Genomic DNA, 25820 nt, shown 5'->3' with positions numbered 1-25820 from the left:
TCACCGGCCGACGAAGAAGGGGACGTAGGCCGAGGTCGGGCGGGTCTCGCCGGACGTGCCGAACAGCCGCACCTCGATCAGGTGCGGCCCGACCGACAGCCCGCCGGTGTTCAGCGCGAACCGGTACCGCCCGGCGATCCCGGGCCCGCCGGCGTCGGTCGGCACCACGGCCACCCGGTCGTCGTCCACCCTCAGGGTGAACCCGGCCAACCCGGCCAGCGCCTCGCCGGGCCGCCCCTCCAGGGCCAGGTCGAACACCATCCGCCCGCGCTGCACCGCGCCGCCCTCGGGCACGGGCCGGCCGCTCGCGTCGAGCACGGCGCCGGTGACCCGCGCCAGCTCCCGCTCCTGCCCGTGCAGCGGCGTCCTCGCGGTGTTCGGCGGCGGACCGGTGGACGACCCGGTCAGCTCCAGGTCCACGTGCGTCGCCTGCACCCGCAGCCCGGTCACCAGCGTGACGGCCAGCTTCCCGGCCGACGTGGTCCGCACCGCCTCCGCCGGCAGGTCGGCCACCACGGGGTAGGCCACGCCGGCCCGCCACGGCGCACCGGCCACCCCGGCCCTCAGCGGCACCACGACCCCGGCCGCGGACACCGCGAACGGCGGCGCCTCCGGTGACGCGTCGGAGTGCAGCAACGCCATCCGCAACTGCCCGCCGGTCACCCCGGGCAACGCCGTCAGCGGCCCGTCGGCGGCGGGCGTGACCGCCACCAGGACCTCGACCTCCGGCCCCGGCACCCACGCCGGCGGGGTGGCCCGCTCCGCGTCGAACGCGACCAGGCTGACCGCCGCCCGCTGCCCGGTCGGCCCGGCGACGGACACCAGCGCGGTCGCCTCCCTCCAGGCAGGTGTCGCCGGGCTGGTCGCGACCACGTCGCCGTCGAGCAGCACCCGCGTGCCGTCGCGCCGCAGCACCAGCTCCCACCGGTGGCTGATCCCGGTCTCCAACCCGGGCGTCGCGCGCACCTCGGTGGTCGGCGCCCCGTCGGGCGCCAGGACCCGCACGGACGTCTTCCCGGCGCCGGTCGCCACCCGCAGCCGCACCGCGCCCGGCGGCAGCGCGTCGCCGCTGACCAGCGACACCGGTCCCGGCACCAGGTCGAGCACCAGCTCGCCGTCGGCGCCGGGCGCGTCGGTCTCCACCACGAACCGGCCCAGCTCGTCGCCGTCGTGCAGCACGAACGGCGTCCGCGACCGCAACGTCGCCGGAGCGGCCGCGCAGTTGCTGCTGAGCACCAACCGCCGCCCGTCGTCGCCCTGCCCGGGCGTGGCGCGCGCGCAGTTGCCCCGGGACGCCAGCCGCCACCGCGTCGGGTCGGGCGCGTCCGGCTGGTCGAACCGGTCCTCCAGGGCGTAGTCGCCGGACCGGGGCGCGGGCGGCGTCGTCCGGTACGCCTTCGCGGGCTCGGACCGCTGGCCGAACGCGTCGACGGCGGACACCTCCAGCGAGTAGCCCCGGTCGTCCTCCAGCCCGTCGACCTGCGCCACGGTCCCCGTGACCAACCGGCTGTGGTCGAGCCGGTCGACGCCCCACCGCACCTCGTAGCCGGGCGCGTCGCCGGTCCACCGCAGTTGCAGCCGCCGCGGTCCGGGCGACACGGTCAGCCCGCCGGGGGCCGCCGGCGGCGGTCCGGCGACCGGCGCCAGCACGCCCTCGGCGGCGTAGGGCGCGAGCGACGTCGGCGGCGGTGCGGACGTGCTCGTGGCGGTGGCCGGTTCGCCGAGGCCGGCGGTCCGCATCACCGCGACGCCGCCGGCGAACAGCACCGCACCGGCGGCGATCAGGGCGATGCGGCGACGGTCCATTGAGTCAAGCTAGGTGCCGGGGTGACCGGGGTCACCCCGTCGTTGCGGACCCGAGACCAAGAAGGCCCTACAGCGGCCGGACCTCGAACGTCTGCTGGTGCGATCGCACGCCCCACCGCTCGTCCACCGGGACCACCCGCACGTCCAGCGAGTGCCGCCCGGTGGGCACGTCGGCCAACCGCAGCGTGAAGCCGTGCCGCCCGCCGGCCGAGCCGTTGGTCGGCAGCACGACGACCGGCTCGCCGTCGAGGTCGATCTCGACGCCCTTGACCGCGGCGACCTCCTGCGCCCGGTCCGCCTCCAGCTCGACCACCAGCTCCAGCTCGCCCTCGTGCGGGAACTGCCGGGACGGCGGGAGCGGGGACCGGTGCTGCACGAACACGGCCGGGGCGGGCACCTGCGGGTCGGGGAGCGGGCGGTCGGTGAGCCGGGGCGCCGGGCGGCGCGCGTCCTGCCCGTCGGCGATGACGAGGTGCGCGTGGTAAGCGGTGAGCGTGGCATCCGAGCGCAGCCTGACTTTGGGGTTCCGCTCCGGCTCCGGCAGTGGCAGCGGGAAGTCGGCGTAGACGACGGACGGGCGGAAGCGGCCGATCGCCTGGTCGGGCGGCATCACCACGGCCGGCGCGGACCGAGTGCCCAGCTCCACGGTGATCGGCGCGGTCCCCTCCGCCACCACGGACGCGACCACGCGCACCGAGGACGCGTCGGCCAGCGCCGGGTTGTAGGCGTTGCCGAACTCGACCGAGCCGTCGGCCTGCTCCAAGCCGAACCCGAACTGCACCAGGGACGCTGGTACCGGCGTGGTCGGCCGGCCGCCGATGCCGAACATGTCCACCCTGGTGCCTTCAGCCTTCCGGAACGACAGGCGCGGTCGCGCGGTCGTCCACGGCACGTTCACCGGAGCGGTCGCCACCTCCACCCCATCGCGCAACGCCACCACCGAGCCGGGCAGCACGCGCAGCTCCCAGCGGTGCCGGACGCCCGGGGTCGGCGGCGGGTGGGCGCCGGGGGTCTCGTCGGTGGACGTCGTGCCGCCGAGGTCGAAGCGCGCGCCGAACGGCGTGACGCGCAGGACCACCGCGCCCGGCGGGAACGGCTTGTCCAGCCGACCCGTGTCGTGGAACGGCTCGGGCAGCAGGGCGATCACCAGCTCGCTGTCCTCCGGCCGGTGGCCCGCCGGGCCGTCGGTGACGAGCACGACCCGGCCGATCGCGCCGTCCGCGCCGGGCGCGCCCAGCTGGAGCGGGACGTTCGACTGCAGGTCGACGGCGTCGCAGTTGACCTCCAGGCGCTTGCCGTTGAGCGGGCGCAGGCCGAGGCAGTGGGCGTTGCCGCCGTCGAAGACCCGCCACCGGCGCGAGGTGAGCGCTTCCGGGCCGTCGAACACGTCGATCGGCGCCACCAGGTCGTCCAGCGACGCCTCGTCGTAGGCCAGCCGCGGCACGGCGGTGGCGGTGGCGGGTTCGGACCGGTTGCCCATCTCGTCCAGGGCGCGGACCTCGACGGCGGTGTCGGCGTTCGCGTCCAGGTCGGTCAGCTCGGTCTCCAGGCCGTGCACCAGGCGGGTCCGGCCGTTCCAGCGGACCTCGAAGCCGCCGAAGCCGCCGGCGGAGGTCCAGCTCGCGCGCAGGCTGGTGCGGTCCAACGCGGCCAGCTCCAGCCCGGACGGCGCGGTCGGGCCCCCGGTGTCGGGGACGTGCTCGACCCGTTCGTCCAGGAACCGCTCGTACGCCCGGGGCTTCGGTGGAGCGGCCTCGTCGCGCAGCACCGCGACCACGCCGCCGAGCAGCGCCAGGCCCCCTACCAGGGCGATGAGTCTGCGACGCTCCACCGTTGCACTCTATGGGGTGAGCGCGAGCGCGGTGACGCCGTTCAGCCCCACGACCCGGCCGCCGCGTGCGCCGAGGTCGCGCAGCGCCCGACGGGCGTCGGGCGCGCTGAGGTCGATGGTCAGGTCGGTGAGCACGGGCCGGTTCACCAGTTCGGCGCGGGCGGCGTGCCCGGCCTCGATGGTCTTGGCCAGGCCGCCGGTGGAGGCGAGCGAGCCGCGGGCCGCGCCGAGCCTGCCCAGCGCGTCGTCCACGGCGTCGAGCAGCGCGCCGCGGTTGCCCTCGCACATGGCGCGGACCAGTTCGGGGCGGCTGCCCGCGACCCGCGTGCCGTCGCCGAACGAGCCCGCGGCCAGCGACAGGGCCAGCGGGCCGCCGTCCGCGCCGACGCTGGCCAGCACGGCGGCGAGCAGGTGCGGCAGGTGCGAGATGCGGGCGACGGCGGCGTCGTGCGCCGGCGCGGTGGTGGGGACGACGTGCGCCTTCGCGGCCAGCGCGAGTTCGACGACGTCGACGAGGACGTCCTGGTCGGCGTCGTCCTCGGCGGTGACGACCCAGGCGGCGTCGTGGAAGAGGTCGGCGCGGCCGACCCGCCAGCCGGACGCGGAGGTGCCCGCCATGGGGTGGCCGCCGACGTACCTGGCGTGCGGCGCGACCCGCCGGACCAGGTCGGCGACCGGGCCCTTCACGCTGACCACGTCGGTGAGCCGGACGCCTTCGGGGAGCGCGCGCAGCACCTCTTCCACAGCCGGCAGCGGGACGGCCACGACGACGAGCGCGTCGTGCTCCCGCGCGCGGTCGAGGGCCGCGGGCAGGTCGACCACGTCGAAGCCGTCCGCGCGGGCGGCCTCCGCGTCCGCTGTCGAAGCGGTCGCGCCCCAGGTCACCCGCCCCGCGGCGGCCGCCGCGCGCAACACCGAACCACCGATCAGACCCAGCCCGACCACGCAGACGCTTCGCACGGCGCTCATCCTGCCGGCGCGCGACCTGTCCACAAGGACGGGAGTTGTCCACAGTTCGGCAACCGCCCCTCGCCCCACCCCGTCCGCCGGGGCAAGGTCGGAGCCGTGAACACCACCACAGCCCCGACCCTCCCCGGCCGACCGCGGGTCACCGCAGGGCGTCCAGCGCGAACGCCGCGTGGACGACGACCCCGTGCTCCATGGCGGCCTCGTCGAAGAGCACCCGGTTCGAGTGGTTCGGCTCGGCCCGGTCCAGCTCCACCCCGCGCGGGCAGGCGCCCAGGAAGGCCATCGCGCCCGGCACCCGTTGCAGCACGTAGGAGAAGTCCTCCGCGCCCATCAGCGGGTCCTCCATGTGCGCCGCCCAGCGCGGGCCCAGGGCCGCCGCGGTGAGGTCGACGACGTGCGGGCCGACCTCGTCGTCGTTCACCGTGACCGGGTAGCCGGGCACGAGGTCGACCTCGGCCGTGCAGCCGTGCGCGGCGGCCACGTGCGTGACGACCTGCCGCAGTTCGCGGTGCACCAGGGCCCTGGTGTCCTCGGACAGCGCCCGGATCGTGCCCTCGACCACGGCGGTCTCCGGGATGATGTTGGTCGTCGTGCCCGCGGCGATCCGGCCGACGGTGACCACGGCCGGTTGGTGCACGCTGACCCGCCTGGCGACCATCGTCTGCAGCGCGCCGACCATGGCGGCGGCGGGCGGCACCGGGTCGATCGCGTCGTGCGGCATGCCGCCGTGCCCGCCGCGGCCCTTGACCGTGATGTGGAAGGTGTCCGCCGAGGCCATCGTCGGCCCGGGGCGGCAGACGACGACCCCGGACTGCAGCGTGGAGGTGATGTGCAGGGCGAACGCCTTCTCCACCGGCGTGCCCGCGGCGTCGAGCACGCCCTCGTCCAGCATGTGCCGCGCGCCGTGCTGGCCCTCCTCGCCGGGTTGGAACATGAACACGACCTGCCCGGCCAGCGCCTCCCGGCGCGAGGAGAGCAGCCGTGCGGCGGAGGCGAGCATCGCGACGTGCGTGTCGTGGCCGCAGGCGTGCATGGCGCCGTCGACCTCGGAGGCGTAGGCCAGGCCGGTCTCCTCCTGCAGCGGCAGCGCGTCCATGTCGCCGCGCAGCAGGACCGTCGGTCCCGGCTTGCCGCCGCGCAGCACGGCGGTGACCGAGCTGCTGGACCCGCCGGTGGTCACCTCGACCGGCAGGCCGGACAGCGCGTGCTGGATCGCGGCCTGGGTCGCGGGCAGGTCCAAGCCCTGCTCCGGGTGCCGGTGCACCTGCCGTCGCAACGCCACCGTCCTGGGCTGGAGGGCTCGGGCCGCCTCCACCAGACCGGTGAACCGGGGCTCGGGCGCGGTCGTCGAGGCGTTCGGCAGAGTTGTGCTCATCCTCCGATAGTGGCATCGCGCGGCCCCGCATGCCCGTGGCCGAGGCCCCCGTGCTACCGGGTGCGCCGGTGTGGCCCTACGGTGTGCACATGGCACACCAGGAGCCGGTCAACGGCTTCGCTGTCGCGGTGGTTCGTGAGGACGGCCGCTGGCGGTGCAGCAGGATGGACAGCTCGGCGCTGTCGGAGCTCGACGCCGCGATCACGGAACTGCGCCAACTGCGCTCGACGGGTGCCGCCTTCGGGTTGCTGGCGGTGGACGACGAGTTCTTCATCGTCCTGCGCCCGGTGCCCGGCGGTGTGTCGCTGCTGCTGTCCGACGCCGCCGCCGCGCTCGACTACGACATCGCCGCCGACGTGCTCGACCTGCTCCGGGTCGACCCGCCGGACGAGGAGGACGACGAGCTGTGGCCGGAGGGCGACCTGGCCGTGCTGGCCGACCTCGGCATGCCGCAGCACGAGCTGCAGGTGATCGTGGACGAGGTCGACCTGTACCCGGACGAGCAGCTGCAGATGATCGCCCAGCGCTGCGGCTTCGGCGACGAGTTCACCAAGCTGCTGGACAGCCTCCAGGTGTGATGGCGTGATCAGCCGGGCGTCCGACGAGGCCATGGTCGAGGCCGCCCTGGCGGTCGCCGCCGAGGCTCCCGCGACCGGTGACGTCCCGATCGGCGCCGTCGTCTACGGGCCGGGCGGCGAGGAGCTGTCGAGGGCGTGCAACGCCCGCGAAGCCCTCGGCGACCCGACCGCCCACGCCGAGGTCCTGGCCCTGCGCGCCGCCGCCGCCGTCCACAGCGACGGCTGGCGCCTGACCGGCTGCACCCTGGCGGTGACCGTGGAGCCGTGCACGATGTGCGCCGGCGCCCTGGTCCTGGCCAGGGTCGACCGCGTCGTCTTCGGCTGCTGGGAACCCCGCACCGGCGCCGCGGGCTCCCTCTGGGACGTGGTCCGCGACCGCCGCCTCAACCACCGCCCGGAAGTGGTCGGCGGCGTCCTGGAGCAGCGGTGCGCCGCCCTCCTGGAGTCGTTCTTCGCCGATCTCTGACCCCCGGTTAGGTGCCCGGCCGGCGGTCTTGTATTGTTCTCGGCGGTGGCGTGTCCGAGCGGCCGAAGGAGCACGCCTCGAAAGCGTGTGAGGTGAAAGCCTCCGTGGGTTCAAATCCCACCGCCACCGCTGCTCAGAGCCCCGCTCACCATCAGGTGAGCGGGGCTCTTTCGCATCCAGTCTCCATTGTCGTCCCGAGAGTAGGCCTTCCCGCCGCGGATTTCGTCCCGGACGTCTCGCTGCGCAGCGGCACCCGCTGCGGGCACAGGCCGCGGATGACTGCGACCACCCGTCGCGGGCCGGCAGCCGGGCGTTGCGTTGACGGTGGCGCGCACGGGCGCCGAGCCGGGCCTCGTCAGGTCCGGGTCGGCGCCCCTGTCGTGCGCGTCGCACCGCACCGGCGCTGGGAGGGCCACCGGCGGGGTGCGGGCATGACCCTACCCTACGTTCGAACACACGTTCGAGAGCAGTGAAGGTCAACCGTTAGTGATGGCGTCTTCCGTCGTTCACTCGATCCGGGGAGGATGCGCGCACCCGCCAATTACCGGAGGACCCGTTGAGACCTACCCCGCTCCGCGTCGGACTGGCGGTCACCGCCGCCTCGGCCGCGACGTTCGCCCTCGCGTCGCCGATCCACGCGGTCCCGAGCCAGGACGCCCTGATCGCCGAGGTCTACGGCGGCGGCGGCAACTCCGGCGCGACGTTGACGCAGGACTTCGTCGAGCTGGCCAACGCGGGCGCCGCGCCGCTCTCCGTCGACGGCTGGAGCGTGCAGTACCTGCCGGCGAGCGCGAGCGCGGCCAGCCAGTGGCAGGTGACGCCGCTGACCGGCTCGATCCCGGCCGGCGGTCGGTTCCTGGTCGCGCAGGCCAAGGGCTCCGGCGGCACGGTGGAGCTGCCCGCGCCGGACGTCACCGGCACGACCGCCATGAGCGGTTCCGGCGCCACGGTCGCGCTGGTCGCCGGGGCCACGGCGCTGACCTGCAAGACCGCCGCCGACTGCGCGGCCGACGCGCGCGTGCGCGACCTGGTCGGCTACGGCGCGGCCACCGTCGTCCGGGAGGGCGCCCCGACCGCCAACCTGGGCAACACCACCTCCGCCGCCCGCACCGCGCTGGTCGACACCGACGACAACTCGGCCGACTTCGCCACCGGCGCGCCGACCCCGGTCAACTCCAAGGGCCAGGGCGCCGGCGACCCCGATCCCGACCCGGAACCCGAGCCCGGCGACAAGCGCATCCGCGACATCCAGGGCACCACCCGGATCTCGCCGCTGCTCGGCCAGAAGGTCAGCGGAGTGCCCGGCGTCGTCACCGCGACCCGCGACACCGGCGACCGCGGCTTCTGGATCCAGGACACCGCGCCGGACTCCGACCCGCGCACCAGCGAGGGCGTGTTCGTCTACACCGCGGGCCTGAGCCCGACCACCGAGCCGGGCGACGAGGTGCTGGTCTCCGGCACCGTCGCCGAGTACCGGCCGGGCGGTGACGCGGCGAGCAACTCCAACCAGACGCTCACCGAGATCACCGGCGCGACGGTCACCGTGAAGTCCAAGGGCAACGCCCTGCCGACGCCCGAGGTGCTGACCCCGCCCGCCGGCTACCTGCCCACCGCGGGCGGCGGCAGCATCGAAGCCCTGCCGCTGGACCCGGCGACCTACGGCCAGGACTACTACGAGTCCCGCGAGGGCATGTACGTCCAGGTGGACGACGCCCGCGTGGTCGGGCCCACGAACAGCTTCGGCGAGACGTGGATCACCACGAACCCGACCCAGAACCCGACCAGCCGCGGCGGCACGATCTACCTCGGCTACGACCAGCCGAACAGCGGCCGGATCAAGGTCAAGCCGGGCTCGGCGACGCCGCCGGTCAGCAACGTCGGCGACGTGTGGCGCGGCGCGACGGTCGGCAACGTCGAGTACACCAACTTCGGCGGCTACACGCTGGCCGCGAAGACCGCGGGCGAGCACGTGCCCGGCGGCATCACGCCGGAGGTCACGAACGCGCAGCGCGAGCACGAGCTGTCCGTGGCGACCTACAACGTGGAGAACCTGGCCGCCACCAACGACCAGGCCAAGTTCGACCGCCTCGCCGCGGCCGTGGTGACCAACCTCAAGAGCCCGGACGTCGTGGTGCTGGAGGAGATCCAGGACGACAACGGCGCGACCGACGACGGCACGGTGGCGGCGGACGCGACGTTCACCAGGTTCACCGACGCCATCGCGGCCGCGGGCGGTCCGCGCTACCGGTGGCGGCAGATCAACCCGGTGGACAAGGCCGACGGCGGCCAGCCGGGCGGCAACATCCGGGTGGCGTTCCTGTTCAACCCGGCCCGGGTGTCCTTCGTGGACCGCGCGGGCGGCGACGCCACCACCGCGGTGTCGGTCGTGAGGCAGCACGGCCGGGCCGCGCTGTCGGTCTCGCCGGGCCGCATCGCGCCCGCCGACCCGGCCTGGGAGAGCAGCCGCAAGCCGCTGGCCGGCGAGTTCAAGTTCCGCGGCCGCACGGTGTTCGTGGTCGCGAACCACTTCAACTCCAAGGGCGGCGACCAGGCCATGCACGGCCGCTACCAGGAGCCGGTGCGCAGCTCCGAGGCGCAGCGGGCGCAGCAGGCCGCCCTGCTGCGCGGGTTCGTGGACCAGGTCAAGGCGGTCGACCGGGGCGCCAACGTGGTCCTCGCGGGTGACATCAACGACTACCAGTTCTCCCCGGCGGTCCGGACCCTGACCGGTTCGGGCGACGTGGTGGCGCTGATGGACACGCTGCCCGCGAACGAGCGGTACAGCTACGTGTTCGAGGGCAACTCGCAGACCCTCGACCACATCCTGATCAGCTCGAACATCACCCGGTACCGCTACGACGTGGTGCACATCAACGCCGAGTTCGCCGACCAGGCCAGCGACCACGACCCGCAGGTCGTGAAGCTGCGGCCGAGCACCGGCAACGCGCACGTCGACCAGCTGCTGTTCCTGCTGGAGGACATCGCGGCGCACCTGCCGAGGTCGTAGTTCGCAACGGTGCGGAGGCCCCCTCGGACACGTGGTCCGAGGGGGTCTTTCCCGTCAGCCCCGGGTGGGTTCGGGCGTGGCGGTCATGGTGACGGTGGGTTGCGGCGACGTGGTGGCCGTGGGCTGCGGCGTGGTGAACGTCGGCTGCGGTGAGGTGGTGGCGGTCGGGCGCGGCGTGGCGGTGACGGTGGGCTCCGGTCGAGCGGTGGTGGTCGGCGCGGGCCGGGTGGTGGTGGGCGGCTGCGGGACGTCGGCGCACTCCGCGTCCTGAGGCAGGTTGCCGTACTCGTCACCGACGAAGTAGATGGCGCTGGACCACTGGCTGCCGCCGTCCTGCCTGCCGACGTTCAACCAGACGTCGTTGGTGTAGCCGAAATCGGTGACCGACTCGCCATGCGCCCAGCAGTGGACGCCGGTGGTGGCGCCGGCGGGGATCGGGCCACCGGCCGCGGGCAGGCACGCGGTCGACGGGCAGATGCGGACGTTGACCGCGGCCCAGGTCGTGGCTCGGTACGACGGCGCGCCGCTCACCCCGACCTCGGTCGGAGCCGGACCCGGACCCGGACCTTGGGCCAGTGCCACCGCGCCGCCCGCGAACAGCCCGGAAGCGGCCAGTGCCGCCGTGACGGCCGTGTTGACCATCTTCATGTGCGCGTCCTCCCAGTAATCGGTCGATCACTGTCTAGAACGCTGCCGGAGCCCCGGAACGTTGCACCGGACGTGACAGGGCCCCGGTCACCTGGTGGTGACCGGGGCCCTGGTCTGCGGAGGATACGGGATTTGAACCCGTGAGGGGGTTAACCCAACACGATTTCCAGTCGTGCGCACTAGGCCACTATGCGAATCCTCCGCCGGAGAGCCTACCGGAGGGTGTGCGCGTCGCCCAAAACGGGTCCGTTCACGATCGCGGGCCGGTTGCATCGACTGCCGATGTGTTCGGTTAGGCTTCCCTAATGAACCGTGGTCTGGTGGTCGTCCTGTCCGCTCTGCTGTTGGCAGCTTGCGGTGGCGGTGGTGGTGGCGAGGAGGCCGAGCGGGGCTCGGCGGGGGTCACGGTCGACACCCGGTTCGGTCCGGTGACGATCGACGAGCCGCCGACCCGGGTGGTGGCGCTGGGCTGGTCGGACGCGGAGACCGCGCTGGCGCTCGGGGTGCAGCCGGTCGGCGCGAGCGACTGGCTGGCGTTCGGCGGCAAGGGCGTCGGGCCGTGGGCGGAGGACCGCTACCAGCAGGCGCCGCAGCTGCTCGGCACCACCGAGATCGACTACGAGGCCGTCGCCGCGCTGCAGCCCGACCTCATCCTCAACACCCGGTCGGACAACGACGAGCAGAAGCACGAGACGCTGTCCAAGATCGCGCCCACGATCGGCGCGCCGAAGGACGTCATCCCCTACGGCACGTCGTGGCGGCAGCAGGTCGAGCTGGTCGCCAAGGCCCTGGGCAAGGCGCCCGAGGGCGAGAAGATCATCGCCGACCTGGACGCGAAGTTCGCCGCCAACAAGAAGTTCGACGGCAAGACCACCGTGGTCGGCGCGTACTTCGACGGCAAGTTCGGCGCGTACGTCTCCGGTGACGCCCGCACCGACTTCATGAAGGCCATCGGCTTCACCCCGCGCGAGGACGTCGAGGACCTGGCGTCGGGCACGTTCTACGTCGACATCTCCGCCGAGCGGCTGGACCTGCTGGCCGCCGACCTGACCGTGCTGTTCCCGATCGGCGGCGACGCGGCCGCGCTGCGGGCCAACCCGCTGGTGCCGGAGAAGGCGCTGGTCCTGGACGACCAGGCCCTGGTCAACGCCTTCTCCAGCGGCTCGTCGCTCGGCATGGCCTACGCGCTGGACCACGCCGTCCCGCTGTTCGCCACCGCGCTCGGCCAGTAGGTCAGCAGAACCAGCCGTCGGCCACCCAGCCGTGCGCGTTGATGTGCCCGTAGGCGAAGCCGTAGACGTAGTTGCCGGACTTGGGCCCCTTCACCAGGAACGTCTGACCCCGGTAGAGGGTGCCCATCCACGGGCCGTCGTTGGGCGCCGTGCGGACGTAGAGGTCGTTGGCGCACACGGTCTCGCGTTCGCCGATCGTGCCGTTGGCGGCCTGCGCGGGCGCCGCGGTGGTCGCGGTGGCCGCCAGGGCGACCGCGGCGACCAGGAATGCCCTCACCACGAGTCGTACCCCCCGATGCACTCGGCCCGCAGGTAGCCCCAGTCGTTGGGGCCGAAGTCCATGCTCGCCGCCCACCCGTTGTAGACCGGGTGGGCGCCGGGCGTGTGACCGATCTTGTTGCCGTAGGTCAGGGTCCGCTTGAACTCGACCGGCCCGACCGAGTGGTTGTAGTTGCCGTAGAAGCTCGCGGTCTGGCAGACGACGATGGCGTGCCTGGGCGGGACCGGGTCGGCCGCCGCGGTGGTGGCTCCGAGCAGCAGGGCGGTGCACGCGAGGACTAGAGCCCTCATCTGGTTCCTCCTTCACCGGGTAGTGCCACTAATCGGTGAAAGTCTCCCGTGACCGGGGCGGGTGCCGACAGAGCCAGTGGGGCGACCGGCTACACTTGCCTCGGACCTCGTGCGGCACACATCTCGCGAACCTCCCCAGGGCCGGAAGGCAGCAAGGATAAGCGGGCTCTGGTGGGTGCACGGGGTCCCCTTTTTCTGTCGGACCCTCCCGGTAAGGTCCCCGACGTGGCGCTCGCCCTCTACCGCAAGTACCGTCCGGCCACCTTCGGCGAGGTGGTCGGGCAGGAGCACGTCACCGATCCGCTGCGCACGGCGCTGTCGGCCGGTCGGGTCAACCACGCCTACCTGTTCTCGGGGCCGCGCGGCTGCGGCAAGACGTCCAGCGCCCGGATCATGGCGCGCTCGCTGAACTGCGCGCAGGGCCCTACCCCCGACCCGTGCGGCGAGTGCAACTCGTGCGTCGGGCTCGCGCCCAACGGGCCGGGCAGCGTGGACGTGGTCGAGCTGGACGCGGCCAGCCACGGTGGCGTGGACGACGCCCGCGAGCTGCGCGACAAGGCGTTCTACGCGCCGGCCGAGTCGAAGTACCGGGTGTTCATCATCGACGAGGCGCACATGGTCACGACGCAGGGCTTCAACGCCCTGCTGAAGATCGTGGAGGAGCCGCCGGAGCACCTGATCTTCATCTTCGCCACCACCGAGCCGGACAAGGTGCTGCCCACCATCCGCTCGCGCACGCACCACTACCCGTTCCGGCTGATCCCGCCCAGCTCGATGCGCGCGCTGCTGGAGCGCAACTGCGCCGCCGAGGGCGTGGCGGTGGAGTCGTCGGTGTTCCCGCTGGTGATCCGGGCCGGCGGTGGGTCGGCCCGTGACACGCAGTCGGTGATGGACCAGCTGCTGTCCGGCGCGGGCCCCGAAGGGGTGCGCTACGACCGGGCGATCGCGTTGCTCGGCGTGACCGACGTGGCGTTGATCGACGACGTGGTGGACGGCCTGGCGGCGGGCGACGGGTCGAGGGTGTTCGGCACCGTCGACCGCCTGGTGGACGCCGGGCACGACCCGCGCCGGTTCGCGTCCGACCTGCTCGACCGGCTGCGCGACCTGGTGCTGCTGCACGCGGTGCCGGACGCGGCGCAGCGCGGCCTGGTGTCCGCGCCGGACGACGAGCTGGCCAGGATGATCGGCCAGCGCGACGCGACCAGGCCGGCGACCGTCACCCGGTGGGCGGAGATCCTGCACCAGGGGCTGACCGAGATGCGCGGCTCGACCGCGCCACGGCTGCTGCTCGAACTCGTCGCGGCGCGGATGCTGCTGCCGTCGGTCGGCGACGTCGAGTCGGGCCTGCTGCAGCGCGTCGAGCAGCTGGAGCGCCACGGACCGCCCGCCGGCGGCGCCCCGGCCGGGCCCGCGCCGGAGCAGAGGTTCCAGCGCCCCTCGCAGCGCGCCGCCGACCCCGCGCCCGCCACGCCACCGACCCCGCAAGCCGCCGCCCCGGCCCCGGCCGCACCGACCGCGCCCGCCACGCCGCAGGCCCCGCAAGCCGCCGCACCGGTCGCACCCGCGCCGGTCGCGCCGCCGCCCACCGCGCCGGCGGCTGCCGCGTCCGCGCCCACCGCGCCTGTCCCACCCGGTGCCGCCGCGCCTGTCGCGTCCGGCGCCGCCGGGCCGGTGGTCGCCGGCCCGCCGCCCCCGCCCCCGGTGCTCAGCTCGGCGGCGATGCAGCCCAGGTCGCCGCAGACCAGGCCGGCCGGCGGCCCGGTGCGGCCCGAGCAGGCGCCCGGCGCGCGCCCCACCGAGAACCCGGTGGCCCCGCCCCCGGCCGCCGCGCCCGTCGAGGAAGTCCCGACGCCTCCCTCGGGCGGCGCCAGGGCGGGCGGGGTGGACGCGGTCGAGGTGCGCCGCCGGTGGTCGGAGCTGCTGGGCGTGGTCCGCAGCACGAGCCGCAGCACCGAGGCGATGCTCACCAACGCCACCGTCGCCGACGTCGACGGCTCCACGGTCACCCTCGCCCACACCTCCGCCCCGCTGGCCCGCAGGCTCGCCGAACCGCGCAACGCCGACGCCATCGCCGCCGCGTTCGCGCAGGTCCTGGGCGGCACGTGGCAGGTCCGCTGCATCCACGGCGACGCGAGCGCGGCGGCCCCGGCCCGGCAGGCGCCGCAGAAGCCGCAGCGCCCCGCGCCGACCCGGCCCAGCCAGGCGCAGGCCCGTCAGCCCGAACCCCGGCAGGCGCCGTCCGGTCGGCCGCCCGCCGACGACGTGCCGCTGCCCCCCGAGCCGCCGGAGCCCGATGAGCCCCTGCCGCCGGAACCGGTGGACGAGGAGGAGATGCTGGCCGAGGCCGCCCTGCCGGGCGACGCGGACGACCAGCGGCTCGACCCGGAGGCCGTGGTGCTCAAGCTCCTCGCCGACGAGCTTGGCGCTCGGCCGTTGAAGGGCTGATCCACGCGACTACGCTGGTGAACGGCGGCAGACCCCGAAGAGAGGAACCCGCGGTGCAACCCGGTGGGCCCAACATGCAGCAAATCCTCCAGCAGGCGCAGATGATGCAGCAGCAGCTCGCCGCTGCCCAGCAAGAGCTGGCCGAGGCCGAGGTCACCGGCACCGCCGGTGGCGGGCTGGTCACCGCCGTGGTGTCGGGCGGTGGCGAGCTGAAGAGCCTGAACATCGACCCGAAGGCGGTCGACCCGGACGACGTCGAGACGCTGTCCGACCTGGTGGTCGCGGCCGTGCGCGACGCCAACCGCGCCGCCCAGGAGCTGGCGGCCCAGAAGATGGGCCCGCTGGCCAGCGGCATGGGCGGGATGGACGACCTGGGCGGTCTCGGGAAGCTGTTCGGCTGATGTACGAGGGGCCGGTCCAGGACTTGATCGACGAACTCGGCAGGCTGCCGGGCGTCGGTCCGAAGAGCGCGCAGCGCATCGCCTTCCACCTGCTCGCCGCGGACCCGGCCGACATCGGCCGGCTCCAGGACGCGCTGCAGAAGGTCAAGGACGGCGTGGTGTTCTGCGACGTGTGCGGCAACGTCTCGGCCGAGACGACCTGCCGCATCTGTCGCGACCCGCGCCGCGACCTGACGCTGATCTGCGTGGTGGAGGAGCCGAAGGACGTGCTCGCGGTCGAGCGGACCCGTGAGTTCAAGGGCCGCTACCACGTCCTGGGGGGCGCGCTCGACCCGCTGTCGGGGGTCGGGCCGGACCAGTTGCGGATCAGGCAGCTGCTCACCCGCATCGGCGCCGACGTGTCCGAGATCATCATCGCCACGGACCCGAACACCGAGGGCGAGGCGACCGCGACCTACCTGGTGCGGATGCTGCGCGACTTCCCCGGCCTCACCGTGACCAGGCTCGCGTCGGGCCTGCCGATGGGTGGCGACCTGGAGTTCGCCGACGAGCTGACCCTCGGCCGGGCGCTGTCCGGCCGGCGCAGCATGTGAGGCTCGTCGCGGTCGACGGGCCGTCGGGCTCGGGCAAGTCGACCTACGCGGCGCGCCTGGCCGAGGAGCTGGGCGCGGCCGTGGTGCCGACCGACCACTTCGCCACCTGGGACGACCCGGTGTCGTGGTGGCCGCGCCTGCTGGCCGACGTCCTCGAACCGCTGTGGCACGGCCGCGAAGCCCGCTACCGGCGGATGGACTGGACGGGCGGTCGGCCGAGCCCCGGCGAGCGGGTGGTGGTCCCGGTGCCGGACGTCCTGGTGGTCGAGGGCGTCTCGGCGGCCCGCCGCAGCATCGCGCACCGGCTGGACGAGGCGATCTGGGTCGAGGTGGAGGACCCGGACGAGCGGCTGCGCCGGGCCGTCGCCCGGGACGGCGAGGCGAGCCGCGAGCACCTGCGGCGCTGGCAGGCGTTCGAGCGCGGCTGGTTCGCGGTGGACGGCACGAAGGCCCGCGCCGACCGGATCGTCACCCTGGACTGACCAGGGCGACCACGCCGACCGGCCCGGCCCGCCGACCTGGTCCGGCCCGCTGGTCCGCCGACCCGTCCGGTCCGGTCACCCCGCCTCGCCCAGCGCCGCCCGCACGTCCTCCGCCTCCGGCGACCCGACCGCGCCGAACAGCTCCAGCGCCAACCGCCAGTGCCGCCGCGCCCCGACCGGGTCCCCGCCCGCGACCAGGGCGTCACCGGCCAGGTGCGCGGCCCGCGCCTGCACGAACCGCTGCCCCGTGGTCCGGCTCAGCTCCAGGCAGCGCAGCGCCAGGTCGAGCGCCTGCGACACGTCACCCTGGTCGAGCCGGACCCGCCCGAGCACGGCCAGCACGTCCACCTCGGCGATCCGCAACCGGTACCGCACGGCGCTGTCCAGCGCCTGGCTGGCCGAGTAGCGCGCCTCGTCCAACCGCCCGGCCGCCCGGTGGGTCAGCGCCAGGCCGCGCCGCGCGGCGCAGATCCCGAGCGGGTAGCCGGTCTCCTCGGCGATCCGCAGCGCCTCGGTGGTGCGCTCGACCGACTCCTCCAGCCGACCCAACCCGCACAGCGCCTCGCCCAGGGCGTTCTTGGCGTCGCACAACCCCTTCAGGTTGCCCAGCTCGTGCGCGATCTCCGCCGCGCGCCCGGCCTCCCGCGCCGCCTCGGCCCACCGGCCCCGCATCACGCAGGTCAGCGCCAGGCCCTCGTGCGAGAAGTGCGCGAACCTCCGCGCGCCGGCCCGTTCGTACAGCTCACCGCACCGCTCGTAGAGCTGCGCCGCCCGCTGCGGCTGGCCCAGGAACAGGTGCACCTCGGCCAGCGCCCGGTGGCTGTCGGCCTGCGTCATCCACGCCCCGAGCCGGTTGCCGACGTCCAGCGCGCCCTCGAACGACGACACGGCCCGGTCCAGCTGCCCCAGCTGCATGTACACGCCGCCGAGGTTGAGCTGGGCGATGCCCTCCTGCTGCAGCGCCCCGATGGCCCGGGTGATCACGAGCGCGCGTTCCAGGTGGTCGGCGGCCTGCTCCAGCTCGCCGACGTCGATGTAGACCGCGCCGAGGTTCGCCAGCACGGCCGCCTCGACGGCGGGCGCGGCGCCGGTGCGCTGCTGGATCGGGATCGCCCGGCGGAAGTAGTCGACGGCGACCCGGTGCTGCCCGATCGCCCAGTACAGGATGCCGAGCGAGGACAGCATCGCCACCTCGCCGACCGGGTCCTGGGCGGCCTGCGCCACGGCCAGCCCGGCCTTCGCGGTCGCCAGCCACTCCACCGGCAACCCGATCGTGTAGAAGTAGCGCCGCAGGGCGTCCGCGAGCTGCCAGACGTCCCGGTCCGGGTGACGATCGGCCGCGTGCACCACGAGCCCGACCAGGTTGCCGCGCTCGGCGTCCAGCCAGGCCAGCGCCTCCGCGGAGGTGGAGAACAGGCGCGGCGTCACGCCCGGCACGACGTCGGTGCGCGGCAGCCGCAGCAGGGTGCTCTTGAACGCGTCGGTGGCGTTGTCCACCGACCGGATCGACCAGTCCAGCAGCCGCCGCGACGCCTGCGCGCTCTCCGCCGGGTCGTCCTCGAACGACCGCCGCTCGGCCGCGTAGTCCCGCAGCAGGTCGTGGAACTGGTAGCGGCCGGGCGCGTGGTTGTCGACCAGGTTGGCGGTGGCCAGCCGGTCGAGCCTGCGCCGGGCGTTCTGGGTGGTCAGCCCGCCCAGCGCCGCCGCCACGTCCGGGGTGATGTCGCCCGGCGCCAGCGACAGCAGCCGGAACAGCGACGCCAGCTCCGGCTTCAGCGCCGTGTAGGACAGGTCGAACGCCGCGTGCACGGCGGCCCGCTCGTCGCCCTCGACGGCCAGCGCCGCCAGCCGGTTGCCCGCCCGCAGCTCCTCGACGTACGACGCGATGGTGATCTCCGGCCGGGACAGCAGGTTGGCCGCCGCGATCCGCAGCGCCAGCGGCAGGTGGGCGCACAGCTCGGCCAGCTCCTCGGCCGCCTCCGCCTGCGACGCCACCACCTCCTCGCCGAGCATCCCGGCCAGCAGCGCCCGGGTCTCGGCCCGGTCGAGCACGTCCAGCCGCACGTTGGACGCGGCGTGGCTCACGGCCAGCCCGCGCAGGGTGTCGCGGCTGGTCACGAGCACCGCGCAGCCGGGGGAGCCGGGCAGCAGCGGCCGGATCTGCTCGGCGTTGGCCGCGTTGTCCAGCACCAGCAGCACCTGCTGGTCGGTCAGCCGCGACCGGAACATCGCCTCCTGCTCGTCCTGGTCCAGCGGGACCGACTCGGGCGGCACGCCCTGCGCCCGCAGGAACCGCGGCAGCACGTCGACCGCGCTCAGCGGCGAGCCCTGGGCGTAACCGCGCAGGTTCACGTAGAGCTGCCCGTCGGGGAAGAAGTGCCGTAGCTTGTGCGCGGCGTGCACGGCCAGCGCCGTCTTGCCGACACCGGGCGGCCCGGCCAGCGTCACCACCGGCACGCCCTGCGCGGTCCGCAGCAACGCCTCGATCAGCTGCACGGCCTGCTCGCGGCCGACGAAGTCGCCGATGTCGGCGGGCAGCTGGGACGGCACCACCCGGTCCCGCCGCGCCGCCGCGCCGTTCTGCCCGAGGTCGAGCGACGGCGAGCCGCCGAGCACCTGCTGGTGCACGCGCCGCAGCTCGTCGCCGGGGTCGATGCCCAGCTGCTCGGCCAGCAGCCCGCCGACCCGGCGGTACGCGCCCAGCGCGTCGGCCTGCCGCCCCGACCGGTACAGCGCGACCATCAGCTGCGCCCACAGCCGCTCCCGCAGCGGGTGCTCGCTGGTCAGCCTGGACAGCTCGGGGATCAGCTCGGCGTGCCTGCCCAGCTCCAGGTCCACCTCGACCCGGCGCTCCTCGACGTGCAGCCGGCGCTCGCCGAGGCGGGGCACCTCGTCGCGGTGCAGCACCTCCGACGGCACGTCCACCATCGCCGGACCGCGCCACAGCGCCAGCGCCGCGGTGAAGATCGCCGACGCCGACTCCAGCCTGCCCGCGGCCCGCTCCCGCTCGCCCTCCTCGACCAGCTGCTCGAACCGCATCACGTCGATGGTGCGCTCGTCCACGTCGATCAGGTAGCCGTCCGGCACGGTCCGGATCGGCACCGCCGGCCCGAGCACCTGCCGCAACCGCATCACGTAGGTCTGCAGCGTGCCGCGGGCCCGCGCGGGAGGGTCGGCGCCCCAGATGTGCTCCGCCAGCTCGTCGACCGAGACACCGGCTCCGGCGCGCATGAGCAGCGACACCAGCAGCGAGCGCTGCCGACCCGCCCGCACCACGACCTGCTCGCCGTCGACCAGCACCTGCAACGGGCCGAGGACGCGGAACTCGACCACAGGGCTCACCGGCGACCTCCCTCCGCACGTGTGCAGGTTTATGTTGTCCGTTGTACAGCGTAGGAGGGCGTTCGCCCGATCAGCCGTGGTCACGTTGGGTCAGCGGAAGAGAGCCGGACGTATGAGAATGCTCATCCGCGTGGCCTGATCGTGACCTGTGTTACGTCAGAAGGGTTGCGGGGACCGGTTAGGGTCCCTGACCACACCGTGAGATCCCGGATTTCCCTAGGGGTGTTTGATGGCTCTTTCCCGAACGGCACGACGCCGATGGACGGCCGCGATCGGCCTGACCGGCGTCGCCGTGCTCGCACTGTCCGCCTGCGCGCAATCCGAGCGGGGAGACGACGCGTCCGGCAAGACGGGCGGCACGCTCATCTTCGGCGCGGCCGGCAAGCCGAAGAACTTCGACCCGGTCTTCAACGACGACGGTGAGACGTTCCGCCCGATCCGGCAGATGTACGAGACGCTCATCACCTACAAGCGGGGCACCGCCGATCTGGAGGCGGGCCTGGCGGAGAAGTGGGATCTCTCCGAAGACGGCAAATCCGTCACCTTCAACCTGCGCAAGGGTGTGAAGTTCCACGACGGCACGCCGTTCAACGCCGCCGCCGTCTGCTTCAACTTCGACCGCTGGTTCAACATGAAGGGCTCCGCGGCCCAGAGCCAGATGATCTACTACGCCGACATCTTCAAGGGTTTCGCCCAGAACGAGGGCGACGCCTCCGGCGACCCGCTGTACAAGTCCTGCGAGGCCAAGGACGAGAACACCGCGGTGCTCAACCTGAACGCCTACAGCAGCGCGCTGCCCGCCGCGTTCGGCCTGACATCGTTGTCGATCTCCAGCCCCGAGGCGCTGAAGAAGTACGACGCGGACACCGTCACCCAGTCCGGCGAGTCCTTCAGCTACTCGGCCTACGCCAACGAGCACCCGACGGGCACCGGCCCGTTCAAGTTCGAGAGCTACGACAAGGCCAACAACACGATCACCCTGGTCCGCAACGAGGACTACTACGGTGAGAAGGCCAAGCTCGACAAGATCATCTTCAAGGTCATCGAGGACGAGAACGCGCGCAAGCAGGAGCTGAAGGCCGGCACGATCGACGGGTACGACTACCCGAGCCCGGCCGACTTCAAGTCGCTCAAGAGCGACGGCTTCGACGTGCTGATCCGCCCGGCGTTCAACATCATGTACCTGGGCATCAACCAGGCGAACACGCCGGCCCTGAAGGACCTCCGGGTCCGCCAGGCGCTCGCCTACGCGGTCAACCGCGACCAGCTCGTCAAGACCAAGCTCCCCGAGGGCGCCGAGGTCGCGACGCAGTTCCACCCCAAGACGGTCGCGGGCTACGCCGACGACGTGATGAAGTACGACTACGACCCGGCCAAGGCCAAGGACCTGCTCAAGCAGGCCGGCGCGGAGAACCTGTCGCTGAAGTTCTACGTCCCGACCGAGGTCAGCCGGCCGTACATGCCGAGCCCGGTGGACTACGCCGCCGCGCTGACCGAGGACCTGAAGGCCGTCGGCATCACCGTCGAGACCGTGGCCCGCCCGTGGAACGGCGGCTACAAGGACGACGTGCAGAAGCTCGGCAAGCACGACCTGCACCTGCTCGGCTGGACCGGTGACTACAACGACGCCGGCAACTTCACCGGCACGTTCTTCGGCCGCGAGAAGCCCGAGTTCGGCTTCAACGACAAGGCGCTGTTCGACCAGATCGCGGCGGCCGACTCCGTCGTCGACCGGGACAAGCACGCCGAGGCGTGGGAGCAGGTCAACCGCGACGTCATGAGCAAGTTCCTGCCGGCCGTGCCGATCTCGCACTCCCCGCCCGGCATCGTGGTGAACAAGAACGTCAAGGGCCTGACCCCCAGCCCGCTGACCGACGAGCGCTTCGACACGGTGACCAAGGACTGACCCGTCCAAGCCCATGAGTGGTGGCGCTCGGACCCCGGGCGCCACCACTCGTGCTGTTCCGAGGATCACGACCATGCTGCGATTCACCATTCGCCGCCTGCTGCAAGCGATACCCACGCTCTTCGTCCTGTCGGTGTTGGTGTTCGCCTGGCTGCGCTCGCTGCCGGGTGGTCCGGCGACCGCGCTCCTGGGTGACAAGGCCACCCCGGAGAAGATCGCCGACCTGGAGAGGGTCATGGGGCTCGACCAGCCCCTCTACCTCCAGTACTTCAACTTCCTCGGCCGGATGCTGTCCGGCGACATGGGCAACTCGATCATCTCCGCGGACCCCGTGCTGGAGGAGATCGGTCGCGCCCTGCCGGCCACCATCGAGCTGTCGGTCGTCGCGCTGCTCATCGCGGTGCTGCTCGGCATCCCGCTCGGCTACCTGTCCGCGAGCTACCGCGGCCGGTTCTTCGACAACGCCACCATCATGGGCACGCTCGCGGGCGTGGCCGTGCCGGTGTTCTTCCTGGGCATCGTGCTCAAGTACATCTTCGCCCAGGAGCTCGGCCTGCTGCCGCCGTCCAGCCGCCAGGACGCGGACATCGACGCGACGCGGGTCACCGGCTTCGCCACGCTCGACGGGATGCTCACCGGCGAGTGGGACGCCACGGTGAACGCGCTCTGGCACCTCGTGCTGCCCGCGCTCGCGCTGAGCAGCATCCCGCTGGCGGTGATCGTGCGGATCACCCGCGCGTCCGTGCTGGACGTCCTCAACGAGGACTTCATCCGCACCGCCAACGCCAAGGGCCTCCAGGCCGTCGTCGTGCGCACCCGGCACGTGCTGCGCAACGCGCTGCTGCCGGTGTCGACCACCATCGGCCTGCAGACCGGGTTGCTGCTCGGCGGCGCGGTGCTGACCGAGAAGGTGTTCGTCTGGGGCGGCCTCGGCTCGCTGCTGAGCGAGGGCATCCAGCGCCGGGACTACCCGCGGCTGCAGGCGCTGATCCTGCTGGCCGCCGGGGTGTACGTCCTGGTCAACCTCCTGGTCGACATCTCCTACGCCATCATCGACCCGAGGGTGCGTACGTCATGACCTCCTTGCTGGACCGCAAGAAGAAGAAGGTCGACGAGCTGGCGGAGTCGGCGGGCACCAGCCTCGCGGCGGACGCGTTCCGCCGGATGGCGCGCAACCCGGTCGCGATCACCGGCGCGGTCATCGTGCTGGCGTTCGTGCTGCTGTCCGTCTTCGCGCCGGCGCTGGCGCCCAAGGACCCGTTCGTCCGGTACCCGGAGCTGCTGGAGAACCTGCGGGCCGACTCGATCCCCGGCCCGCAGCCGGGCTTCCTGCTCGGCAGCGACGAGTTCGGCCGCGACTTCTTCAGCCGGCTGCTGGTCGCCTCGCAGCAGTCGCTCATCGTCGGCGTGGTGGCGACGCTGGTCGGCGGCGCGATCGGGATGCTGATCGGCGGCCTGGCGGGCGCCCTCGGCGGCTGGGTGGACACGCTGCTGATGCGGGTCACCGACATCCTGCTGTCCGTGCCGAGCCTGCTGCTGGCGATCTCGATCGCCGCGCTGGCCAGCCGGGGCAGCCAGACCACGGTGATCATCGCGGTGGCCGTGGTCAGCGTGCCGATCTTCGCCCGGCTGCTGCGCGGCTCGATGCTCGCGCAGCGGCACAGCGACCACGTGCTGGCGGCCACCGCGCTGGGCGTGAAGCGGCGCACCATCGTGTTCCGGCACATGCTGCCGAACTCGCTGGGCCCGGTGATCGTGCAGGCCACGCTCACCCTGGCGACGTCGATCATCGAGGCCGCGTCGCTGTCGTTCCTGGGGCTCGGCGACCCCGACCCCAACCGCGCGGAGTGGGGCCTGATGCTCAGCAAGTCGCAGGCCTACATCGACGTGAAGTTCGAGCTGGCGCTGTACCCGGCGCTCGCCATCATCGTCGTCGCGCTGGGCTTCACGCTGCTCGGCGAATCGCTGCGCGAAGCCCTCGACCCGAAGAACCGGAGGTAGCCGCGGTGGCGCTACTGGAAGTGCGTGACCTCACCGTGGTCTTCGAACGCAAGGGCTCCAAGCCCTTCACCGCCGTCGACCACGTGAGCTTCGACGTGGAGCCGGGGCAGACGGTCGGCCTGGTCGGCGAGTCCGGCTGCGGCAAGTCGGTGACCTCGCTCGCGGTCATGGGCCTGCTGCCCAAGCGCGGTGCCCGGGTCACCGGCTCGGTCCGGTACGAGGGCGTCGACCTGCTGACGCTGCCGGACCGGGAGATGCGCGACCGGCGCGGCCGCGACCTGGCGATGGTGTTCCAGGACCCGCTGTCGTCGCTGAACCCGGTGATCCCGATCGGCATCCAGGTGACCGAGGTGCTGGAGCGGCACCAGGGCATGCCGCGCAAGAAGGCGATGGTGGAGGCGGCCGGGCTGCTGGACAAGGTCGGCATCCCCGACCCGAAGCGGCGGCTCACCGAGTACCCGCACCAGCTGTCCGGCGGCATGCGGCAGCGCGCGTTGATCGCGATCGCGCTGGCGTGCCGGCCCCGGCTGCTGATCGCGGACGAGCCGACGACGGCGCTGGACGTGACGATCCAGGCGCAGATCCTGGCGCTGCTGAAGGAGCTGGTGCACGACCTGGGCACCGCGCTGGTCATGATCACGCACGACCTGGGCGTGGTCGCGGGCCTGTGCGACGAGGTCAACGTGCTCTACGGCGGGCGCGTGGTGGAGAAGGCGTACCGGCACGAGCTGTTCGCCGCGCCGCGCCACCCGTACACGCACGGCCTGCTGGCCTCCATCCCGCGGCTCGACGCGCCGCGCGGCGAGAAGCTGAACCCGATCCGGGGTTCGGTGTCGGACAACATCCCGTGGACCGAGGGCTGCGCGTTCGCGCCCCGGTGCCCCAACAAGCTGGACGTGTGCGTGCGGGTGACGCCGGAGCAGGAGGACATCGGCGGCGGCCGGTTGCTGCGCTGCCACAACCCGGTCCAGCCGCCCGTCGCCGAGGAGGTGTCGGTGTGAGCACCGCGATCACCCCCGGGCCGGAGGCGCCCGGGACGCGGCCGCAGGCCGAGACGCTGGTGTCGGTCGAGGGCATCAAGGTCCACTTCCCGATCAAGCGGGGCGTGGTCCTCGACCGCACGGTCGGCCACGTCTACGCGGTGGACGGCATCGACCTGTCGGTGCGCCGCGGCGAGACGTACGGCCTGGTCGGCGAGTCCGGCTGCGGCAAGTCCACCCTCGGGCGGGCGGTGCTGCGGCTGACCGAGCCGACGGCCGGGCGGGTCGTGTTCGACGGCACGGACCTGTCGACGCTGAAGGGCGAGGGGCTGCGCCGGATGCGGCGCCGGATGCAGATGGTGTTCCAGGACCCCATGTCGTCCCTGGACCCGCGGCAGTCGGTGGAGTCGATCCTGGTCGAGGGCCTGCGGGCGCACGGGCTGGACAAGGGCCGCGACGCGACCGCCAAGCGCTTGCGGTCGCTGCTGTCCGCGGTCGGGTTGCCGAGCACGTCGCTGCGCAAGTACCCGCACGAGTTCTCCGGCGGTCAGCGGCAGCGCATCGGCATCGCGCGGGCGCTGGCGGTCGAGCCGGACCTGATCATCGCCGACGAGCCGGTGTCCGCGCTGGACGTGTCGGTGCAGGCGCAGGTGGTCAACCTGCTGGAGGAGCTGCAGGACGAGTTCGGGCTCACCTACCTGGTGATCGCGCACGACCTCGCCGTGGTGCGGCACATCTCCGACCGGGTCGGCGTGATGTACCTGGGCGGCCTGGTGGAGGAGGCGACCTCGGACGACCTGTACGCCGAGCCGCTGCACCCGTACACCAAGGCGCTGCTGTCGGCGATCCCGGTGCCGGACCCGCTGGTGGAGGACCGCCGGGAGCGGATCCTGCTGACCGGTGACCTGCCCTCGCCCGCGAACCCGCCGTCGGGCTGCCGCTTCCACACGCGGTGCCCGTGGAAGCAGGCGACCCGGTGCGACACCGAGCGGCCCGAGCTGCGCGAGGTGCTGCCGGGGCACAAGGTGGCCTGCCACTGGGCGGAGGACATCCGGGCCGGGGCGATCCGGCCGCACGAGGTGGAGACCGTGCTGGTGGAGGAGGACGGCGTGTCGCCGGACGTCCCGCTGGTCGGCCCCGCCTCGGTGACGGAGGCGTTGAACCCGTGAGCCCCGGTCCCGGGGGCGG

General features: G+C 73.2%; 21 protein-coding genes, 2 tRNA genes and 1 other RNA gene. 15 read left to right on the top strand and 9 right to left on the bottom strand.

Annotation, left to right across the window (positions count from 1 at the left end; all coding sequences use genetic code 11):
- The 4 genes from AB0F89_RS06305 to AB0F89_RS06290 form a co-directional block, all read right to left on the bottom strand.
- Window positions 1–1806 carry a hypothetical protein gene (locus tag AB0F89_RS06305; protein ID WP_367133487.1) on the bottom strand — a complete coding sequence of 602 codons (1806 nt, stop codon included), beginning with the start codon at window positions 1804–1806 and terminating at the stop codon, window positions 1–3.
- A 67-nt stretch (window positions 1807–1873) separates the two neighbouring features.
- The gene (locus AB0F89_RS06300) at window positions 1874–3637 is read right to left on the bottom strand and encodes a hypothetical protein (RefSeq protein ID WP_367133485.1); all 1764 of its coding nucleotides are present in this window, start codon (window positions 3635–3637) and stop codon (window positions 1874–1876) included.
- A gap of 9 nt (window positions 3638–3646) precedes the next feature.
- The gene (locus AB0F89_RS06295) at window positions 3647–4597 is read right to left on the bottom strand and encodes a prephenate dehydrogenase (protein ID WP_367133483.1); all 951 of its coding nucleotides are present in this window, start codon (window positions 4595–4597) and stop codon (window positions 3647–3649) included.
- 148 nt (window positions 4598–4745) lie between these two features.
- Entirely contained in the window at window positions 4746–5981 is a 1236-nt protein-coding gene (locus AB0F89_RS06290; RefSeq protein ID WP_367133481.1) for a M20 family metallopeptidase, read from the bottom strand.
- An 89-nt stretch (window positions 5982–6070) separates the two neighbouring features.
- Between AB0F89_RS06290 and AB0F89_RS06285 the strand changes: the two genes are divergently transcribed.
- The 4 genes from AB0F89_RS06285 to AB0F89_RS06270 all read left to right on the top strand — a co-directional run bounded on the left by AB0F89_RS06285 (window position 6071) and on the right by AB0F89_RS06270 (window position 10032).
- The gene (locus tag AB0F89_RS06285; RefSeq protein ID WP_367133479.1) at window positions 6071–6559 is read left to right on the top strand and encodes a tRNA adenosine deaminase-associated protein; all 489 of its coding nucleotides are present in this window, start codon (window positions 6071–6073) and stop codon (window positions 6557–6559) included.
- Window positions 6560–6590: 31 nt separating this feature from the next.
- Window positions 6591–7025 carry a nucleoside deaminase gene (locus AB0F89_RS06280; protein ID WP_367138735.1) on the top strand — a complete coding sequence of 145 codons (435 nt, stop codon included), beginning with the start codon at window positions 6591–6593 and terminating at the stop codon, window positions 7023–7025.
- Between the two features lie 44 nt (window positions 7026–7069).
- Window positions 7070–7154, top strand: a tRNA-Ser gene (locus tag AB0F89_RS06275).
- Window positions 7155–7581: 427 nt separating this feature from the next.
- Window positions 7582–10032, top strand: coding sequence for an endonuclease/exonuclease/phosphatase family protein (locus AB0F89_RS06270; RefSeq protein ID WP_367133477.1), 2451 nt, complete (start codon window positions 7582–7584; stop codon window positions 10030–10032).
- 54 nt (window positions 10033–10086) lie between these two features.
- Here AB0F89_RS06270 and AB0F89_RS06265 read toward each other — a convergent pair whose 3' ends face one another.
- Both AB0F89_RS06265 and AB0F89_RS06260 read right to left on the bottom strand, forming a co-directional pair.
- Window positions 10087–10680 carry a hypothetical protein gene (locus AB0F89_RS06265; RefSeq protein WP_367133475.1) on the bottom strand — a complete coding sequence of 198 codons (594 nt, stop codon included), beginning with the start codon at window positions 10678–10680 and terminating at the stop codon, window positions 10087–10089.
- A 117-nt stretch (window positions 10681–10797) separates the two neighbouring features.
- Window positions 10798–10882, bottom strand: a tRNA-Ser gene (locus AB0F89_RS06260).
- 103 nt (window positions 10883–10985) lie between these two features.
- On the opposite strand from AB0F89_RS06260, the gene AB0F89_RS06255 reads away from it, so the two are divergent.
- On the top strand, window positions 10986–11912 hold the full coding sequence (locus AB0F89_RS06255; protein ID WP_367133473.1) for an iron-siderophore ABC transporter substrate-binding protein: 927 nt from the start codon (window positions 10986–10988) through the stop codon (window positions 11910–11912).
- A 1-nt stretch (window position 11913) separates the two neighbouring features.
- Here the strand turns inward: AB0F89_RS06255 and AB0F89_RS06250 are convergent, their stop codons facing one another.
- The gene (locus AB0F89_RS06250; RefSeq protein WP_367133471.1) at window positions 11914–12192 is read right to left on the bottom strand and encodes a hypothetical protein; all 279 of its coding nucleotides are present in this window, start codon (window positions 12190–12192) and stop codon (window positions 11914–11916) included.
- Window positions 12186–12482 (bottom strand): hypothetical protein, encoded by a 297-nt coding sequence (locus AB0F89_RS06245; protein WP_367133469.1) that lies wholly within the window; start codon window positions 12480–12482, stop codon window positions 12186–12188. Before AB0F89_RS06245 ends, AB0F89_RS06250 begins: the two co-directional genes overlap by 7 nt.
- Before the next feature lie 99 nt (window positions 12483–12581).
- On the opposite strand from AB0F89_RS06245, the gene ffs reads away from it, so the two are divergent.
- The 5 genes from ffs to AB0F89_RS06220 all read left to right on the top strand — a co-directional run bounded on the left by ffs (window position 12582) and on the right by AB0F89_RS06220 (window position 16403).
- Window positions 12582–12676, top strand: an RNA gene (gene ffs / locus AB0F89_RS06240) — signal recognition particle sRNA small type.
- A gap of 31 nt (window positions 12677–12707) precedes the next feature.
- A complete protein-coding gene (locus AB0F89_RS06235) occupies window positions 12708–14927 on the top strand; it encodes a DNA polymerase III subunit gamma and tau (protein WP_367133467.1) in 2220 nt (739 codons plus the stop codon).
- Between the two features lie 53 nt (window positions 14928–14980).
- Window positions 14981–15328, top strand: a complete 348-nt coding sequence (locus AB0F89_RS06230) for a YbaB/EbfC family nucleoid-associated protein (RefSeq protein ID WP_367133465.1) — start codon at window positions 14981–14983, stop codon at window positions 15326–15328.
- Window positions 15328–15921, top strand: a complete 594-nt coding sequence (gene recR, locus AB0F89_RS06225; RefSeq protein ID WP_367133463.1) for a recombination mediator RecR — start codon at window positions 15328–15330, stop codon at window positions 15919–15921. The genes AB0F89_RS06230 and recR overlap by 1 nt, the downstream gene beginning before the upstream one ends.
- Window positions 15918–16403, top strand: a complete 486-nt coding sequence (locus AB0F89_RS06220) for a uridine kinase (protein ID WP_367133461.1) — start codon at window positions 15918–15920, stop codon at window positions 16401–16403. The genes recR and AB0F89_RS06220 overlap by 4 nt, the downstream gene beginning before the upstream one ends.
- Before the next feature lie 75 nt (window positions 16404–16478).
- On the opposite strand, the gene AB0F89_RS06215 is transcribed toward AB0F89_RS06220, so the two are convergent.
- Window positions 16479–19745 carry a BTAD domain-containing putative transcriptional regulator gene (locus AB0F89_RS06215; RefSeq protein WP_367133459.1) on the bottom strand — a complete coding sequence of 1089 codons (3267 nt, stop codon included), beginning with the start codon at window positions 19743–19745 and terminating at the stop codon, window positions 16479–16481.
- Window positions 19746–19974: 229 nt separating this feature from the next.
- Here AB0F89_RS06215 and AB0F89_RS06210 point away from each other — a divergent pair, with 229 nt between their 5' ends.
- The 5 genes from AB0F89_RS06210 (at window position 19975) to AB0F89_RS06190 (ending at window position 25801) form a co-directional block, all read left to right on the top strand.
- Window positions 19975–21651 (top strand): ABC transporter substrate-binding protein, encoded by a 1677-nt coding sequence (locus tag AB0F89_RS06210; RefSeq protein WP_367133457.1) that lies wholly within the window; start codon window positions 19975–19977, stop codon window positions 21649–21651.
- A 73-nt stretch (window positions 21652–21724) separates the two neighbouring features.
- On the top strand, window positions 21725–22729 hold the full coding sequence (locus AB0F89_RS06205) for an ABC transporter permease (protein ID WP_367133455.1): 1005 nt from the start codon (window positions 21725–21727) through the stop codon (window positions 22727–22729).
- Window positions 22726–23652 (top strand): ABC transporter permease, encoded by a 927-nt coding sequence (locus AB0F89_RS06200; protein ID WP_367133453.1) that lies wholly within the window; start codon window positions 22726–22728, stop codon window positions 23650–23652. Before AB0F89_RS06205 ends, AB0F89_RS06200 begins: the two co-directional genes overlap by 4 nt.
- A 5-nt stretch (window positions 23653–23657) precedes the next feature.
- Window positions 23658–24653: an ABC transporter ATP-binding protein gene (locus AB0F89_RS06195; protein ID WP_367133451.1), complete on the top strand. Its 996-nt coding sequence runs from the start codon at window positions 23658–23660 to the stop codon at window positions 24651–24653.
- A 56-nt stretch (window positions 24654–24709) separates the two neighbouring features.
- Entirely contained in the window at window positions 24710–25801 is a 1092-nt protein-coding gene (locus AB0F89_RS06190) for an ABC transporter ATP-binding protein (RefSeq protein ID WP_367138733.1), read from the top strand.
- Window positions 25802–25820 lie beyond the last annotated feature (19 nt).

It is taken from the genome of Saccharothrix sp. HUAS TT1, from assembly GCF_040744945.1.
Lineage (GTDB): Bacteria > Actinomycetota > Actinomycetes > Mycobacteriales > Pseudonocardiaceae > Actinosynnema.
This window is presented reverse-complemented; position numbering and strand designations above follow the sequence as displayed.